Annotated in this window: 16 protein-coding genes; 10 read left to right on the plus strand and 6 right to left on the minus strand. The window is 49.1% G+C overall.

What is annotated here, in order from left to right; all coding sequences use genetic code 11:
- Positions 1-261 precede the first annotated feature (261 nt).
- The 6 genes from HY774_22795 to HY774_22820 all read left to right on the plus strand — a co-directional run bounded on the left by HY774_22795 (position 262) and on the right by HY774_22820 (position 8,775).
- Entirely contained in the window at positions 262-2,565 is a 2,304-nt protein-coding gene (locus HY774_22795; protein ID MBI4751316.1) for an RNA-binding transcriptional accessory protein, read from the plus strand.
- A 150-nt stretch (positions 2,566-2,715) separates the two neighbouring features.
- Positions 2,716-3,480 carry a glucose 1-dehydrogenase gene (locus tag HY774_22800; GenBank protein MBI4751317.1) on the plus strand — a complete coding sequence of 255 codons (765 nt, stop codon included), beginning with the start codon at positions 2,716-2,718 and terminating at the stop codon, positions 3,478-3,480.
- A gap of 343 nt (positions 3,481-3,823) precedes the next feature.
- On the plus strand, positions 3,824-4,588 hold the full coding sequence (locus tag HY774_22805) for a class I SAM-dependent methyltransferase (protein MBI4751318.1): 765 nt from the start codon (positions 3,824-3,826) through the stop codon (positions 4,586-4,588).
- A 234-nt stretch (positions 4,589-4,822) separates the two neighbouring features.
- Positions 4,823-5,278 carry a hypothetical protein gene (locus HY774_22810; protein ID MBI4751319.1) on the plus strand — a complete coding sequence of 152 codons (456 nt, stop codon included), beginning with the start codon at positions 4,823-4,825 and terminating at the stop codon, positions 5,276-5,278.
- Positions 5,279-5,350: 72 nt separating this feature from the next.
- Positions 5,351-7,987: an ERAP1-like C-terminal domain-containing protein gene (locus HY774_22815; protein MBI4751320.1), complete on the plus strand. Its 2,637-nt coding sequence runs from the start codon at positions 5,351-5,353 to the stop codon at positions 7,985-7,987.
- Positions 7,988-8,106: 119 nt separating this feature from the next.
- The gene (locus HY774_22820) at positions 8,107-8,775 is read left to right on the plus strand and encodes a DUF2807 domain-containing protein (GenBank protein MBI4751321.1); all 669 of its coding nucleotides are present in this window, start codon (positions 8,107-8,109) and stop codon (positions 8,773-8,775) included.
- Between the two features lie 217 nt (positions 8,776-8,992).
- Here the strand turns inward: HY774_22820 and HY774_22825 are convergent, their stop codons facing one another.
- From HY774_22825 to HY774_22850, 6 genes are all read right to left on the minus strand, one after another.
- Complete coding sequence (locus tag HY774_22825; protein MBI4751322.1) at positions 8,993-9,496, minus strand: hypothetical protein; 504 nt, start codon at positions 9,494-9,496, stop codon at positions 8,993-8,995.
- A gap of 72 nt (positions 9,497-9,568) precedes the next feature.
- The gene (locus HY774_22830; protein MBI4751323.1) at positions 9,569-9,946 is read right to left on the minus strand and encodes a hypothetical protein; all 378 of its coding nucleotides are present in this window, start codon (positions 9,944-9,946) and stop codon (positions 9,569-9,571) included.
- Positions 9,947-10,297: 351 nt separating this feature from the next.
- Entirely contained in the window at positions 10,298-10,801 is a 504-nt protein-coding gene (locus tag HY774_22835; GenBank protein MBI4751324.1) for a hypothetical protein, read from the minus strand.
- 255 nt (positions 10,802-11,056) lie between these two features.
- Positions 11,057-11,572 (minus strand): hypothetical protein, encoded by a 516-nt coding sequence (locus HY774_22840; GenBank protein MBI4751325.1) that lies wholly within the window; start codon positions 11,570-11,572, stop codon positions 11,057-11,059.
- Positions 11,573-11,598: 26 nt separating this feature from the next.
- Complete coding sequence (locus HY774_22845) at positions 11,599-12,111, minus strand: hypothetical protein (protein MBI4751326.1); 513 nt, start codon at positions 12,109-12,111, stop codon at positions 11,599-11,601.
- Positions 12,112-12,144: 33 nt separating this feature from the next.
- The gene (locus tag HY774_22850) at positions 12,145-12,987 is read right to left on the minus strand and encodes a hypothetical protein (protein MBI4751327.1); all 843 of its coding nucleotides are present in this window, start codon (positions 12,985-12,987) and stop codon (positions 12,145-12,147) included.
- 387 nt (positions 12,988-13,374) lie between these two features.
- On the opposite strand from HY774_22850, the gene HY774_22855 reads away from it, so the two are divergent.
- From HY774_22855 to HY774_22870, 4 genes are all read left to right on the plus strand, one after another.
- Complete coding sequence (locus HY774_22855; protein ID MBI4751328.1) at positions 13,375-14,211, plus strand: class I SAM-dependent methyltransferase; 837 nt, start codon at positions 13,375-13,377, stop codon at positions 14,209-14,211.
- Between the two features lie 167 nt (positions 14,212-14,378).
- Positions 14,379-14,945 (plus strand): DUF2202 domain-containing protein, encoded by a 567-nt coding sequence (locus HY774_22860; GenBank protein MBI4751329.1) that lies wholly within the window; start codon positions 14,379-14,381, stop codon positions 14,943-14,945.
- 153 nt (positions 14,946-15,098) lie between these two features.
- The gene (locus tag HY774_22865; protein ID MBI4751330.1) at positions 15,099-15,716 is read left to right on the plus strand and encodes a class I SAM-dependent methyltransferase; all 618 of its coding nucleotides are present in this window, start codon (positions 15,099-15,101) and stop codon (positions 15,714-15,716) included.
- 142 nt (positions 15,717-15,858) lie between these two features.
- Entirely contained in the window at positions 15,859-16,554 is a 696-nt protein-coding gene (locus HY774_22870; protein ID MBI4751331.1) for an aspartate/glutamate racemase family protein, read from the plus strand.
- The last annotated feature ends 93 nt before the right edge of the window (positions 16,555-16,647 follow it).

Below are 16,647 nucleotides of genomic sequence, written 5' to 3' on the forward strand. Positions count from 1 at the left end.
AATGCTTGCAAAAAATGAAAAGAGCGTGTAGCACTTCAGCCTCACGCTCTTTTTTAGGGTTCCGGTGTTTAAAAGACAATAAGGACGAAAAGGACTTAAATTCGAAAACCCCCGAACCCCCGAAACCCTGGACAAGATGACAAGATGACAAGGTGACAATGGGACAAGGTGACAATGGGATTTTTTCATCCCTCATCCTTCATCCCTCATCCCTCATCCCTTGAAAGAACCCAGAAACCCTGAACCCTGAACCTCGAAACCATGAACATTTCTCAACTGATTGCTGATGAACTTTCGCTTACAATTACTCAAATTCAGAATGTTTTAGCGCTGTTTGCCGAAGGCGGTACTGTTCCGTTTATCGCCCGCTACCGCAAGGAACGGACTGGCGAACTCAACGAAATCGTTCTGCGCGACATTCAGGACCGCTATGAGTACCTGACCGAACTCGAAGACCGGAAGAAAACGATCCTTGATTCAATTACTGAACAAGGGAAGCTGACCGATGAACTCCGCCAGCAAATCGAATCGTGTCTCAACAAAACCGAGTTGGAAGACCTCTACCTGCCCTATCGTCCAAAACGCCGAACTCGGGCGACGATTGCCCGCGAAAATGGCCTCGAACCGCTGGCCATGCTCATCAAGGACCACAACCAGCCTGGCGCACCGGAAATTGCCCTCGAACTCGAAGCCCTCAAGTTTATTTCCGAAGATGGCAATATTAAGACGATTGTTGAAGCGCTACGGGGCGCCTCGGATATTTTGGCGGAGGAAGTTTCGGAAAAAGCCGAACTCCGCGCCCATTTGCGCAACTATTTTCTCAACGATTCAGTTGTGGTGGCGCAAATCAAGGAAGAGTTTCCCCTGGGTACAACCAAATTTGAGATGTATCGCGACTACCGCGTACCAGTAAAAGACATTGCGCCGCACAATATGCTGGCGCTCCGCCGGGGCGAAAACGAAGGCGTGTTGACGTTCAACTTCGAGTTTGACGATGCCCATGTTCAACAATACCTCGAACACCAGGAACTCCACACCGATGCGGTGCAACTGCGCAAGTTCTATCAGGAACTGCTGGCCGATGCGTTTGACCGGCTGATGAAAACATCGCTTTTGGGTGAAGTGCGACTCGAAAAGAAAAAATATTCAGATGTGATTTCGATTCAGAACTTCGAAGCGAATTTCCGCGAACTCCTGCTTTCAAGCCCCGCCGGGATGAAGCCGACGCTTGGGGTGGATCCTGGGTTCCGAACTGGCTGTAAAGTCGCGGCGATTGATGAAACTGGAAAGTTTGTCGGGTATGAAACGGTCTTTCCGCATCAGTCGGAAAACGAACGGGCGCGGGCGGCTGATACATTGCGCAAGATGATCAAGCGCTATAACATCAGTTTGATTGCGATTGGCAATGGGACGGCTGGCCGCGAAACCGATGCCTTTGTCACCGAAGTCATCAAAGAACTCGATACCCGACCCATCAAGGTGATGGTCAACGAATCAGGCGCTTCGATTTATTCAGCGAGTCAGGTGGCGATTGATGAATTTCCCGACATGGATTTGACCGTTCGCGGCGCCATCAGCATTGCCCGTCGGTTGCAGGATCCACTGGCGGAGCTGGTCAAAATTGATCCGAAATCCATCGGTGTCGGCCAGTATCAGCACGACGTGGATCAGAAATTGCTCAAGAAAAAGCTGGAAGAGACCGTTGAAAGCTGCGTGAACTTCGTTGGTGTTGATCTCAACACGGCTTCGAAGGAATTGCTCAGCTATGTGGCGGGGATCAATTCGTCGGTTGCCAAAAACATTGTCAGCTTCCGCGATGAACACGGTGCTTTCCGCAGTCGTCAGGAGCTGATGAAAGTGCCGAAGTTTGGCCCGAAAACGTTTGAACAGGCATCGGGCTTTTTGCGGATTCGTGACGGGGTAAACCCGCTCGATAATTCAGCGGTTCACCCGGAAAGCTACCCGATTGTCGAGCGGATTGCGGCTGATTTGAACGTGCCATTGACGGACATTACCCGGATTCCGGATCAGATTCAAAATCTGGATATCCGCAAGTACGTCACCGCTGAGGTTGGCGAACCCACACTGGCGGACATTAAAAATGAATTATTGAAACCAGGGCGTGACCCACGGGCGGAATTCCGGTACGCGACCTTCAACGAGGAAATCAAGGAAATCACGGATCTGTCGCCAGGGATGATCCTCGAAGGCACCATCACCAACGTGACCAATTTCGGAGCGTTTGTGGACATCGGTGTTCATCAGGACGGGCTGGTCCATATTTCACAGATGTCGGCCAAATTTGTGGATGACACCACCAAAGTCGCCAAAGTTGGCCAGATTGTGAAAGTGCGGGTGGTTGAGGTCAACGTTCCGCTCAAACGCATCAGCTTATCAATGCGGCTCAATGAACCGACGGCTGCCAAACCCAAGGTCCCAGCCGCCGCACCACAGGCCAGGCCGCAGACAACCGGAAAATCGAAACCGGTGCCGGCGGCCCAGCCAGCCAAAAAGCATGCCACAATTGATGACCTGATGGCCAAATTCAATCGCAATCGAGGGTGAGGAACAGGGTTCCGGGTTCTGGGTTTTCGAATTTATGTCCCTTTCGTCCCTTTCGTCCTTTATGTCTTTTAAGCCCTGAACCCTGAACCCCGAACCCTGAACCCTAAAGTTTTAGTCCTATACAAATTACACAGAAAGGGTTTTTATCGAATGGGGAAGCAATTTTTGGATAAAGTTGTGCTGGTGACTGGTGGTGGCTCCGGGATTGGTCGAGCCACCGCGCTCGCCTTTGCCCACGCTGGCGCTCAGGTTGTGATTTCTGATGTGTCAGTCGGAGGCGGGGAAGAAACTGTAAGGTTGATTCAGGAAGCCGACGGGAAAGCCAGTTTTCTCAAGGCGGATGTGTCAGTGGTGGCCGAAGTTCAGGCGCTGATTGAGAAAATCGTTGCCGACTTTGGACGACTCGATATTGCCTTTAACAATGCCGGAATTCCGGGTGATTTAGGAAAAACGGCTGAGTGTTCGATTGAAAACTGGGAACGCGTGGTGGCGGTTGATTTAAACGGCGTCTTTTACTGTGCCAAGTTTGAATTGCAGCAAATGCTCAAACAGGGTGAAGGCATCATTGTGAATATGGCTTCGGTCGCTGGGCTGGTCGGAACGCCATTTGGAGCGCCCGCCTACGTTGCCAGCAAACACGGCGTGGTTGGGTTAACCCGATCAATGGCGCTGGAATATGCCCGGTCCAATATCCGGGTCAACGCGGTTTGCCCCGCGTTTACTGATACTCCAATCTTGGATCCGCTCCGCGCCTTTGACCCAACTATGGTGGAACGTTTTGCCGACCGCCAGCCGCTGGGCCGGCTTGGAAAACCCGAAGAAGTTGCTTCGGTCGTGTTGTGGTTGTGTTCACCCGCCGCCAGTTTCATCACCGGTGCGGCAATCCCAATTGATGGTGGAACGACAGCCAATTAAAAAGCGAGTAGCGAGTAGCGAGTAGTGAGTAGTCAGAAAAAGATTCTCCGTTCAAGGTGGTTTGAAATTTGCGGATCTTTGGTATTTCCCGTGGAAACGAGCAAAACTCCAAAAACGAATATTGATTCTAAAGAATTTACCGGTTCAAATTTTCATCAAAATGCCAATTTTCACGGCAAATACCAAAGAGCCAATTTTGCTTTGGTAACTGTGAAGTACCCAAAGGCTGAAAAGTGAATTCAAGTACCAATGGCTTGACTACTCACTACTCGCTACTCACTACTCGCTACTCTTGCTACTCACTATTCGCTTTTTGATCAATCCTTCACTCAAAAGAGGTTCTATGAATGATCCGATCCAGCGATTTTCCACCCGTGTTGAAAACTATGTGAAATATCGGCCTGGCTATCCGGCTGGGGTCCTGACGATGCTGGAACAGGAATGCGGACTTACCGCTGAGTCAATTATTGCCGACGTCGGCTCCGGCACCGGGTTTTCAACTGCCCTGTTCCTGGAGCATGGAAATCAGGTCTATGGCATTGAGCCTAACCTGGAAATGCGAACCGCAGGGGAAGCCTATCTGGCCAAATATCCTAAGTTTGTGAGTCTTGACGCCCGATCTGAAGCGACCACCCTGCCAGACCAGAGCGTTGATTTTGTGGTCTGTGCCCAATCCTTCCACTGGTTGAACCGTGAAAAGACCCGACCGGAATTTGTGCGGATTCTCAAACCCGATGGCTGGCTGGTGATCATTTGGAATGACCGATTGATGGACACAACCCCTGTCCTTCGGGCTTATGAAGATGCACTGCAGAAATACTCGACTGATTATTCAGTGGTGAATCACAAGCGAATTGAATATGCGACGCTAGCTGAGTTTTTTGGTGGCGACCATTTTCAGGTGCGGCATTTTGAGAATATCCAGGAGTTTGACTATACCGGTTTCATTGGCCGGGTGCTGTCATCATCCTATGTGCCCGAACCCGGCCATCCAAACTATGAGCCGCTCATGCAAACCCTGAAGACGGTGTTTGATGAATATAATCAAGATGGAAAGGTCAACTTTGAATATGACACGCAGGTGTTTTTTGGAAAATTGAAATCATGAGTGGTTCGGGATATCAGGAAATTCTTTCCAAAATGAAGTGAGTTGAAATCCAGCCGATTTTTCGGATCTGGTTGGGTTAAGGGAATTGATAAAGGCAAAGCACCGCAGGTAGAATGGTTACCCGAAGCCGGGGAATTTTGAGTTCATCAAAAACATCCCCGGCTTTGGCTTTCTGGCCGCAAGTCTCCTTTATCCAGGGAAATTGTCTGACGTTGTTTGATAGGACTTCATCCCGTGACCAATCACATCCCACTGACACCAGAAACATTTTTTACCGCCCGTCAATTTGTCTTAGATCGGTGGCGCGCCCGGGCGCGTGAACTTGGCCGTCCAGAGCCCTCCGATCTTTCACGGGCCTGTTTATTTGCTTCCTTGTTTGCCTATCAGGTATTTGGAGGAATGTTGCAGGGAAACCGCTTCCATCAATACACGGTCAAAGCCGGGCATCTGATTGATTTAACGATTGGATCCGAGGATTTACAAAAGCTCCGCGAAGCTGGAATTGACCCGCACGAACACGATCCACGCTGGTGGGCCAACCCGGTGCATTTGGAAGCCATGACGTCATGTTTACCTCGGGTTGAACGCTGGGTTGAAGAGTTCCTGAAGGAACTGAACCCTGGGGACGGGGACTTTCCTCCGCTGCAGTCACCCAACCAGGACCAGGATTCGAGAAGTTATCGTCGGTAAGGACAGCCCTTCAGAGATACAGGTTGTTCTTGATCTAATTGCGTCTGATAAGCTTAGATATAACTTTCGTCAATGCTCACATCCATCTTCGCCACCTTGCTCATGTCATTTCTTCCATTTGGCCCTCAATCAAGTGAAAAACCTGCTGCTCCACAACCAGGAGTTCCACTTGAACTAGCTCAATGGCGCGCATCCCACCACCACAAAATTCAATATTTACTGACGCTGAACCTGACACCAAACTCGGAAAAACTCACTGGTACTGAAGAAATTCTGCTCACATTGGACAAAGAGGTTTCTGAACTGGTACTGGACTGGCGACCACAAACATTTGCCGACCAGAGTCTCGCCAAAGTCTGGAATATTGAGGTCAACGACCAGCCTGTCTCCGATGCCCGATTTGAAAACGAACATCTCATCATTCCGAAGATTTACCTGAAATCTGGCATCAATCGGGTGTCGTTCAAGTTTGAATCGCCTGTGAAACGATCCGGGTCAGCCGTGACGCGCTACGTTGATCAACAGGATAATTCAGAATATATCTACACGTTGTTTGTCCCATCTGATGCCAGCACCGTGTTTCCCTGTTTTGATCAACCCGATTTGAAAGCCCGGTTTATTCTCGAACTCAATGTTCCGGAAGACTGGAATGTTGTTTCCAACACCGACGTGGCCTGGTCCAAAGTGGAAAATGAATCAAACCAGTTGCGCGTCCGGTTTCATAAAACCGAACCCATCAGTACCTATCTGTTTGCGTTTGCCGCCGGCCCATTTGAGATTTTGCGGGATTCCAAAGTCGAAGATCCAACCCGCCTGTTTGTCAGGAAGTCCAAAATGGCCCGTGCCCGCCAGGATGCTGACGAAGTGTTGCGTCTCAATCGCGAAGCAATGCTGTACTTTGAGCGCTACTTTAAATACCGGTTTCCCTTTTCCAAATATGACCTGGTCCTGATTCCTGAATTTCCCTATGGCGGGATGGAGCACGCCGGAGCGACGTTCCTGCGGGAAAATGCGATTCTGTTTCTCTCAACGCCCAGCGGAAATGACCTGGTGGGCCGGGCGCAACTGATCTTTCATGAAACCGCCCATCAGTGGTTTGGTGACCTGGTCACGATGAAATGGTTTGATGATTTGTGGCTCAAAGAAGGCTTTGCCAACTTTATGGCTGCCAAGGCCACCGAAAAAATCCTGCCGCAATACAATGCCTGGAATGCCTTTCACGCCGCCAAAACCAATGCTTACCGAACGGACATCACGCCCGGCACCACGCCAATTTATCAGGTCATCCCTAACCTTTCGGCGGCGAAATCAGCCTATGGAAATATTGTCTACAACAAGGCCCCAAGTGTACTGCGCCAGGCCGAGTTTTATCTGGGAGCGAAAACCTTTCAAACGGCGGTTCAACGATTTGTCAAACAGCATGCTTTCGCCAATGCGGAATGGAAAGACCTTGTCACATCATTTGAACAGGCTTCAAAACGCGAACTCGACACCTGGGCTGATGCCTGGGTAAAACGCCGGGGTTTGGCCAATATCCGCGCCGGATGGGAGCTTGATCAACACCAACGGATCCGTAATTTTACACTCACACAGGAAAATGCGCTGGGCGAGGCCGGTGTGTGGCCAATGCGCCTTCAAATCCTGGCCCACTGGAGTGACGATAAGACCAAAACCCTGGCTGTCGTGTTAGATGGCGCTAAAACAGTTGTTCCGGAGTTCAATGGGTTGCCGGCGCCGCTTTTTGTGTATGCCAATGCTGGTGATTATGGCTATGGCCGGTTTTTGCTCGATTTGCACAGTCGAAAATCGCTTCTGACCGAGTTTCAGCACGTTGAAGACCCATTTTTACGGTCACTGCTCTGGGGAGCGCTCTGGGATGCGGTTTTGGATGCTGACCTGGCACCGCTCGACTATCTAAACCTGGTTCTGACCAATCTGCCCGTTGAACAGGATGAAGTGACCATTTCAGCCTTGCTTGGGCGGACATTTACCCTCTGTGAAAAATACCTGTCTCCCGCCCAACGCCAGCAGGTAGCCGAACCGGTTGAAAAAATGCTGGCACAAGGCATGCTCAATCATTCGCACAAAGGGACGCGGATATTATTTTTCCGGGCATTTACCTGGCTGGCGGTGAGCCCGTCGGCCCAGGCGAAACTGATTGATTTGCTCAATGAAAAGGTTTCAATCCCCGAAATCAAGCTCAGTTCCAGTGACCGGTTTGATATCGTGGCCAGGCTTATCCAACGCAATCACCCTGACGCTGCAACCTGGTTTGCCAGACAAAGCCAGCTTGATAAAACAGATGATGGCCGACGGGCGACGTTTGCGGTCAAAGCTGTCAGTCCAACGGTTGAAACGAAACAGCAGTATTTTGAAGCTTATTTCAAAGATCAGTCACTTCCGGAAAGCTGGATCGAAGACAGCCTGTCATTTTTTAATGTCCCCGATCAGGCCGAACTCACCCAGTCTTTTTTGAAGATGGCGTTGACTGAAATTCCAAATCTGAAAAAGAAGCGCAAAATTTTCTTTATCAATCGCTGGCTGGGAGCATTTATCGGAGGCCAGACCAGTGGTTCGGCGTTAAACGTGGTTGAAACATTCCTGGCTGAGACCCAATTGGAGCCGGATCTGAAACTCAAAGTCCTTGAATTTCGGGATGGACTGGAACGATGCGTGAAAATCCGGGAAAAATATGCTCGCCCCGAGTAAAAAATCTGTAAATTGGAGTGAACTCTTTTTTTTAGAGGGGCGTATGGGGCGACGTCATCAAACACATCTTCCCAATTCAAATCAGCAAAAGATTCAGCTATCAAAGAGAGGTTCTTCCCATGAAACGTGTATTCCCGACAATTCTTCTGGTGTTGTTTTTGGCCATTTGGGCCGTCTCCATGGCCATTGGTCCCCGGCTGAAGGGCAGCGGAACAACCAAAGCCGAGCCCCGCGCGGTGGCAACGTTTAATAAAATCGAATTACGCGGCGCCTTTGACGTCAAAGTTATTTGTCAGCGTGACCAGAGCATTGATATTCAAGCCGATGATAACCTGCTCCCGTTTATTTATTCCGAAGTTGACGGCTCAACCCTCAAGATCGGCACCCGCCAGAAGTTTTCAACGCGCACTCCAATTCAAATCACCATCACCGTTCCAAATCTCGAAGCCCTCTCTCTGGCTGGCTCCGGCGATGTTGAAGTCATCGAAGTCAACAACCAGCAACTTGCCATCAATCTGGCTGGTTCCGGTGATGTCAGACTGTCTGGGACAACCAAGGCCGTGAACCTGTCATTAGCTGGTTCAGGCGATATTGACGCCCAGGAATTATTTTCAGACAGCGCGAAGGTGTCAGTCGCCGGCTCAGGAAATGTGGTCGTCAATGCGGAAAAAGACCTTGAGACGCGCATCGCGGGTTCAGGTGATGTGACCTACTTTGGCAACCCAACCAACGTGGTCAAGAAAGTTGCCGGTTCTGGCAGCATCCATCACGGATCAAGCGAAAACTAATCAGAACTCAGGGCTGAATCAGTTCAAGGGGTAACAAAAAACCGTTTGCGGAGTGAAAACTCGCAAACGGTTTTTTGTTTTTGGATAAGGACTTATACCAGTTTGTAGTCAGTAGTCAGTAGTTCGCTAAGTTTATTCGATTGAATTACTTGACTGTTTTCTAATACGAGGACTCCAGTACAAATTGGTATTAGAGAGCTAATAGTTGCCAACACTTTCACCAGTTTCGGGTTCTGCTCGGTTCCACTGTCTCAACGCGCCGATTGGGTTCAACTGATTCCTTATCTGGTGGCGCGTCCCCAGGTATGGGACTATCTTCGGTTCGAATTCGAACTGCCTGAACAGAGCCATTTTCAAAAATAATCCATAATTCCCAGTTCGAAGCCCCAAATTCCAGAGGAGTAGATGCACTTAACAGGTTCGGAGCATACCCCACTGTAATTTCAGGAGTTTTGTATTTATTGACAATGGCTGAAGCTTCCTTAAAAGACATGCCAGGCGATACTTCCTGGTGAATGCGAGTGATTACCTGTCGTTGAGGAGCATCTTGTTCCCATCTATATTGTGCAAATCGCAAAACCCCTAAAATAACCAGAACAATACTAAGGCACACAATCAGCGGACCTTTACGATCCAGCCAGGCTCTCAACGATGACTGTTCACCTGGATGACGAGGGAAAAAGTAAGGGTTGAGCTTAACTGGTGGAGGCAATGGGTTCATAAACTCACTTCTGATCTATGCGGAAAGCATTTTAACCTTTTGGTTAAAGTTTGTAACTCACTGAAAAAAGACCTATTCAAGGGTGTCTTCTTCGTGAAATTCACCATAGAACTCAGCCGCAATCTCAATCTGGCCCACAATCGAATTGTTAAATCTGAGTACATCATCCGAAAGAATCTGGTATTCACGAAAAGGTGTGCCGTCAACCGGTTCGGTCCGGTAGTTTTTGAGAAACTCAAGCGCTACGTCACATTGCGTCACAAACCCTGCCGGAGGAACACAAAACCGGGCAATCCAGTCACGGGCAAGCTGCTCGGCATGAGCAAACTGCAATGACAAACACAACACCGGTTGATCAGGAAGTCGCGGTGGAAATCGGGTAAACCCACTGGCTTCAATCATTTCAAGTTCTTGCAAACTGATGGCGCGATAGAGTGTAATCGTTGACATATATTTGGGGCTGAAGAATATCGGGCTGAGAAAACCAGGGCTGAGGGCTTGGGGCCATGAGCGCCGGGATAAGGAAACAAAGTTCGATCTGGACAAGGGACAAGGGGACAAGGGGACAAGGAGAAAAAATATTCTCCCGCTCCCAACGTCGGTCGGAGGATCTCCTTGTCTCCTCAGCTCCTTGTCTCAAACAGGCTCACATTTCCTTATCCTGGCGCTCATGGGGCTTGGGGCTGAGAGCTGAAGAAAGTGGTTTTATTTCATCCCTCATCCTTCATCCCTTCGATTGCTCCGAGCTTGCGAGTCTTCAGCCCCAAGCCCTGAGCCCGTTTTCTTCAGCCCGAGGATTTTTCATCCCGGTTCTTCCTCCGTCCACACCGCGAGACATTTCCTGTCCTGCCAGAATTGTTCAAGCGTCATTTTGGGATCCCCGATGACAGAAATGTGCAGCGGGCTGAGCCGGATACTGATTGTGTGTGACGCCTGTCCCTGCCAGCTTCCAATATCCATCACTTCTTTGCCATTGAGCTTGAGATTCTTTCGCTGAAGGTACTCTAAAATCGCTGGAACCTGCAGGTCAACACCAGTGGTAGCTTCGGCATGCGGATTTCTCAGTGTTTTGGCGGTCGAGATCAGTTCGGACAGATCCTCTGGATGGGCAGCGAAGTGGGCTTCATAGCTTCGATAATAAATTGTTTCCAGGGCGTCTTCCTGTGTAACAAATTCGCCATCAATGACATAGCCGATTTGCCACATCCCGTCTCCATATTTTTGGTTCCACTGGTGCTGGCGGGCAGTCCGCTGTTTGATTCCGCCGGCGCGTCCAATACGGCGTTCGACAACTTTCCAGGGCATAAAAAAAGAGCCTCTCAATTTTTTAGATGTGAGAGGCCCAAGCATAAGGGATTTCAATCAAAACCAACAGTAAGAAGAAAGAAGGAGAACCAACGCACATTCACGGATGAAGTATGAATGATGAAACCAATTGAACCTCACATCCTCACCACAAGCAAAACCTGAATACTTAGAGGACTTCTATTCACTTGAGCCTTAAGCTCAATACCAGGTGATCAACCGGCTGAAGTTTCTCAATCATTCATACTTCAATTTTCAAGTACGCTCACAGGCCCGCAGTTCACGCTCGGCCAAAAAACCAGCGCCAATGCAGATCAACACGTAGATGTGAAACACAATCGCCAGGGCACTGCCAAGGAAGGTGTACAGCAGTCCGTCCAACGCATAGAGCGCTAAACCTGGTAAAAACCCCCAGTAGGATCGGTGGCGAGCCATAACACCAAAGAATACAAATAACCCGGCAACCATCAGGTCAAAGAAGACTGAAATAACCACTCCGATTGGACCAGTAAACATCCGAAATCCAGTATCTATGATTTGGGTTACCGCCAATCCCAGCACAAAGCTGATATCACCGCCCAGATGCTGAATCACTGAATTAACCAGTGACAACCCGGCAATCCAGTAAAACCAGTTCCCCCCACTGTGAATTCGCTTGAGAAGCAATTCCTGCTTTACAGGATCAATGAGTGTCACTGAAACCGGATCCGGCTGGTATCCGGCATAATTTGCAGGGACAGGTTGTTGATATGAATAGGGTTGTTGCTCCATAGAGGTTGCTCCTCAACCGACGGGAATTATTTACATTTGGCCAATGCTTGCTCAAGAAACCTGTCGAGACCACCAGTCTCACGCAACGAAAACAACTGATCGGCAAACTTCACTTTGAGTTTTGGTTTGCCAGCTTTCATAGTGGCGTAGGCTTTGAGAATTCCATCAACCCCGGCCCGGTTCACAGCCACAGGATCACTCGCTTGATCAGGATGTTCCACAATGAACCGGGCCTGGCTGAATATGAAGTGACCAAATAAAAAGGTGGATTCGTCAGAGTCGAGATCATTTTTCTCAGCGGCCAAAACATCGGTACAAACCGTCACTGTCACGTCTGGAGCATCTGCCAGCCAGGAAAAGACCTCGCTCGCCATTTTCTTTGAATCCGAATGATATGGATTGCTTTCCATGCGATTGATGAGAGCAATCATTTTGGCTTTTTTTTCTGGTGAGGTTGGTTTTTCAGCCAAAAGCACGGTGCTGCCAGACAGCACCAGGACCAGGCACCACCCCCAAACCATTCGACGAATGAAACGCATGACTTTTCTCCGAACTTTGCAAAGTGCCTGCCATCAAGCTGAAATAAGAACTTCAACACCTTCAACCCAGCTTGTATAAAGCGCTGTCAGCCAGTGATTCATGAAATTGAGGGACGGGGTTGAAAGGTGATTGAAGTCAATCGCCAGTGAGGTTCGGTCTTTTCGGTTTTCGATGGTATCCATCTCAAGCAGAAGCTCTTCAACTTCTTTGACATCCATATGCCAGGGATGGTCACCATCAATTTTCAATGCCCCAAACCACAATAAAATCGAAGCACTCATCATCGGAGTCAAGGGTTGGTTATTGGCAAACAGGAGACCCATCAGGAAATTAGAATTCAACCGAACCTTTTCGTTTCCAATGGGATCTTCCCATTCAATTGGCTCTTCCAACTCAAAGAGACCGTTTTCACGCATTTCGCTGGCAATCCCCGCGAGTTCAACCTGCCAGGCAATCGCCTGCATAAACAGTTTTCCACCCAATGTAGTTGCCGGTTCCAGATTTGAAACCAGCCAGTGCTCAATTTCAGCCGGGATTGGGTATGACATAGATCGAAAACAGCCAAATGGTTGACAGGATGGGTTGACCGGACAGGATTTACATTTGGTTCGAAAATTCAAAAGTCCAGCCGCTTCAGCTCGAAGCTCAACAAATGGCAAGGGCTGGAGTTCGACTCCATTTGATGTTATGCGGCGAAAAGTAGCTGACAACGTCAATGGATTTAATTGGTTTTGGTGGGCAAAAACTGCCATTTCATTTGAGAGGTGGTGAGCACGAATTTTGGTATCCAGAACTCCAGTTCCAAATTCGACATCACCTTTTCCCAAAAACATTTTGACTTCACAAGGGTAGTGAACAACGTAATCAAGCGCCACAAGCGTTCTCCTTCACATCTTCATATTTTTTACTGATTTACCGCGGGGCTGATCACGGGTGGAAAAACCGGGATGGTTTCTTTCAAGCCGTGCATGACGGCTTATTACATATCAACCTGTGTGCCAGAACTTGTCAAAAAGTTGAACTTTCTATCTAAACTCATATAATAAAAGAGCTTAAACTTTATATTCAATCATTCGCTTACACTGAAACAGCCATTTATTGGCATTCAAGGACTCATTATTTTAGCTTTTTGGTTAAAAGTTTTAACCAAAAGGTTAAAGTGAGGGCGGAAGACATCGGACGGAAGAAATTGGTTTTATTTCATCCCTCATCCCTTCGATTGCTCCGAGCTTGCGAGACTTCAGCCCCGAGCTTTCCAACCTATGCGTAAATTCCGAGCGTCCCTTCAAACTTCAGACACACTCAATGAGCGGTGCCTCGGCCAGCCGACGCGAGGAAAAACCGCACCCAATCGGTTGCGGCAGACAGACGTCTTTCTGGCGATTGCTTTTCCTGGAATCATCCAAACCTGGAACTGCCGCTATGTTGATCTTGGCTATGGTGAATCACCAATTACGACCCTTGAAACCTGGGAACGCCTGAAAAAAATCAATCCTGGGATTCAGGTTCTAGGGGTCGAAATTGACCCTAATCGGGTGGCGGATGCCCAGCCTTTCGCCCAGGAAAATCTGGAATTTCGTCTCGGAGGCTTTAACCTGCCGGTGGCACCAGATGAAATGGTCAATGTCATCCGGGTTTTTAATGTCCTTCGCCAGTATGAAGAAGACGCCGTTGGTCTGGCGCTCCGGGCACTTGGCCAGTCACTGGTGCCAGGAGGGCTCATCCTTGAAGGAACCTGTGACCCAACCGGACGATTTATGGCATTCCAGCTCTTCCAGAAACGTAACTCTGATGACCTTGACCACATCGGTCTGGTGTTTGCCCCCCGGCTACGCGGTGAATTTTATCCGCGCCAGTTGCAATCGATTCTACCCAAGAGCCTGATTCATCATGCTGAACCCGGAGGCACAGTTGACCAATTCTTTTCGTGCTGGCATATCTGCTGGCAGACCGCACGCGCCCAGCTTCCTGGACACACTCAACAACAGATTTTTGCCCAGGCGGCCCTGAGATTAAGAGATATGTACGGTTATCACCTTGATCAACGGCTCACGCTGCTCAAACGTGGGTTTCTGGTACTTTCCCCAAGGCACTTTTAACCACGAAATACACGAACTACACAAAAAAAATCAAATCCCAAACCTCCGGAAAGCGACCAAATTAACCGTACGTTCAGGTACCGTATGCTAGGGTGTCAGGTACCAGGAGTATGGTCTCTCTGGCACGTGTGCCTGCCAGATCTTGCATGCAGGCACGGGAGGTTCATATGAAGAAGGTTATTTTTTTCTCAATCCTTGTCGCCTGCATATTGATCGTGTGCGGGCTCAGATCTAAAGCCCAGACACCAGTCACAGCAGAGCAACCAATCCGTGAAGCGCTTATTTCAGCAATTGACGATGAACGCCAGGCCCAGGCGTATTATGCGGCTGTACTTGCGAAATTTGGTCAGGTTCGACCCTACACCCAGCTTGTGAAAGCCGAAGCTCGTCACGAAGAAATTCTGGTCCGGTACTGTGAACAAAACGGCATTGAAGTTCCGGCCAACCAGTGGGCCACACCCACAATGCCGCTTCCAGCAACACTTGAAGAGGTTCGTCAGCAAAGCCTGGCTCGCGAAGTCAAAAATGTCGAAATGTATGACGAATTTCTGAAAACCATCAAAACACCGGCTCTGGTCACGATTTTCGAGAATTTGCGAAGTGCATCGCTCGATCATCATATTCCGGCCTTGAAAGGTGAACGCATGGGGAAAGGCCGTGGCACGGGTCGAAGTGCTCAAACCTGTCCACTCTCAGGAGATCAAAATTGTTGTGCTGCCAGAAAGTGCAAATGAGAAGTCGTTACACCGTTTTTTGATTGAAATTTGAGTGAATCACTGAAAAATGGCAGACCTGAAAAGGGTTTGCCATTTTTATTTTGGGAAATGAAGCAACCCATGATTCATTAGGTTATCAGACTCAATCAACATTCAAGGAAGGGAATTGACGTGGAAACCAAGCCTCACTGGGAAAAGATCTATCACACCAAAGCTCCAGATCAGGTGAGTTGGTATCAGGTATGTCCCGAACTCTCGCTCAAATTGATCCAGCAAACCGGGGTCAACTCCAGTGCCAGCATCATTGATGTTGGTGGTGGTGCTTCGACTCTGGTTGATTTCCTGCTCCAAAACGGGTTTGCCAACCTGGCGGTCCTTGATCTTTCAGCGACAGCCCTTGAGACGTCAAAGCACCGGCTTGGAGAACTGGCCCGTCAGGTCACCTGGATCGAAGCCGATATCACCCAGGCTCACCTTCCAAACCAGGGCTACGATGTCTGGCACGACCGGGCCGTGTTTCATTTCCTGACACAGGCCGAAGACCGGCAGCGGTACGTTGAACAGGTCAAACACAGCGTCAAACCTGATGGGTTTGTCATTGTGGCGACCTTTGGCCCGGAAGGGCCCTTGCGATGTAGTGGGCTTGAGATTGTTCGCTATAGCCCCGATGCCCTCCACAGCGAGTTCGGCTCTGATTTTCAACTGCTGGAAAGCCGTCAGGAAACCCACCAAACACCGTTTGGTTCCGAACAACAGTTCATCTATTGCTTTTGCCGACGCACTGGATAAAAGATCCTTTGTACACCAGAAGCGTTTCTGTCTTTTTCTGTGTGTTGCGTGGTTTCTCTTGTCTTTTTTGTTTTGGCTTTTTTCGTGTATTTCGTGTGTTTCGTGGTTACTCTCTGAAATTTTTCAGCCAAATTTTTTACTTATGAAAACAATCGGCTTAATCGGCGGGATGAGTTGGGAATCAACCGCGCTGTACTACAAATTGATCAATCAGGGCGTGGCAACACAATTGGGTGGCCTGCATTCGGCGAAAATCCTGCTCTATAGCGTTGATTTTGCGGAGATTGAAGCACTTCAACGAGAAGGAAACTGGGATGTAGCCGGTCAATTGCTGGCTCAGGCGGCTCAAAAGTTAGCAACCGGCGGCGCCGATTTTATTGTGTTGTGTACCAACACCATGCACAAAGTTGGCAACTGGATTGAAACGGCATCCAGCCTGCCACTGCTCCACATTGCCGATGCCACCGCCGAACGATTGTTGGCGGATGGAATTTGCCGCGTAGGTCTGCTCGGAACACGCTACACCATGGAGCAGGATTTTTATCGCGGGCGACTCGCAGACCGATATGGCCTTGAAGTCCTGGTCCCAGCCCAACCCGACCGTGACATTATTCACCGTGTGATTTATGACGAATTGTGTCACGGAATCATCCGGCCCGAATCAAAAGCTGAATATTGTCGCATCATCCAGACATTGATTGATCAGGGTGCGCAAGGAATTATCTTCGGCTGCACTGAAATTGGAATGCTGGTAACCGCTTCGGATGTGGCAACCAGCGTTTATGACACAACCCAAATTCATGCTGAACAGGCTGTCTACCTCGCACTGGAAGAATGAAGAATTGAGAATGAAAGCTCCTGATTCCTGGTTTCTAAACCCCCAGCCCGTCATCTTCAGCCCTTGCATTTCTGTCATCCGGAAGAAAACCTT

Source organism: Acidobacteriota bacterium, assembly GCA_016208495.1.
Classification (GTDB): Bacteria; Acidobacteriota; Blastocatellia; order Chloracidobacteriales; family Chloracidobacteriaceae; genus JACQXX01.

What these genes read in the sequence shown, in the direction of transcription:
- HY774_22805 (MBI4751318.1), top strand. Translation starts at nt 3,824, where the DNA reads ATGAATGATCCGATCCAGCGATTTTCCACCCGTGTTGAAAACTATGTG.
- HY774_22820 (MBI4751321.1), top strand. Translation starts at nt 8,107, where the DNA reads ATGAAACGTGTATTCCCGACAATTCTTCTGGTGTTGTTTTTGGCCATT.
- HY774_22860 (MBI4751329.1), top strand. Translation starts at nt 14,379, where the DNA reads ATGAAGAAGGTTATTTTTTTCTCAATCCTTGTCGCCTGCATATTGATC.
- HY774_22830 (MBI4751323.1), bottom strand. Translation starts at nt 9,946, where the DNA reads ATGTCAACGATTACACTCTATCGCGCCATCAGTTTGCAAGAACTTGAA.
- HY774_22815 (MBI4751320.1), top strand. Translation starts at nt 5,351, where the DNA reads ATGCTCACATCCATCTTCGCCACCTTGCTCATGTCATTTCTTCCATTT.
- HY774_22840 (MBI4751325.1), bottom strand. Translation starts at nt 11,572, where the DNA reads ATGGAGCAACAACCCTATTCATATCAACAACCTGTCCCTGCAAATTAT.
- HY774_22800 (MBI4751317.1), top strand. Translation starts at nt 2,716, where the DNA reads ATGGGGAAGCAATTTTTGGATAAAGTTGTGCTGGTGACTGGTGGTGGC.
- HY774_22855 (MBI4751328.1), top strand. Translation starts at nt 13,375, where the DNA reads ATGCGTAAATTCCGAGCGTCCCTTCAAACTTCAGACACACTCAATGAG.
- HY774_22870 (MBI4751331.1), top strand. Translation starts at nt 15,859, where the DNA reads ATGAAAACAATCGGCTTAATCGGCGGGATGAGTTGGGAATCAACCGCG.
- HY774_22835 (MBI4751324.1), bottom strand. Translation starts at nt 10,801, where the DNA reads ATGCCCTGGAAAGTTGTCGAACGCCGTATTGGACGCGCCGGCGGAATC.
- HY774_22795 (MBI4751316.1), top strand. Translation starts at nt 262, where the DNA reads ATGAACATTTCTCAACTGATTGCTGATGAACTTTCGCTTACAATTACT.
- HY774_22845 (MBI4751326.1), bottom strand. Translation starts at nt 12,111, where the DNA reads ATGCGTTTCATTCGTCGAATGGTTTGGGGGTGGTGCCTGGTCCTGGTG.
- HY774_22825 (MBI4751322.1), bottom strand. Translation starts at nt 9,496, where the DNA reads ATGAACCCATTGCCTCCACCAGTTAAGCTCAACCCTTACTTTTTCCCT.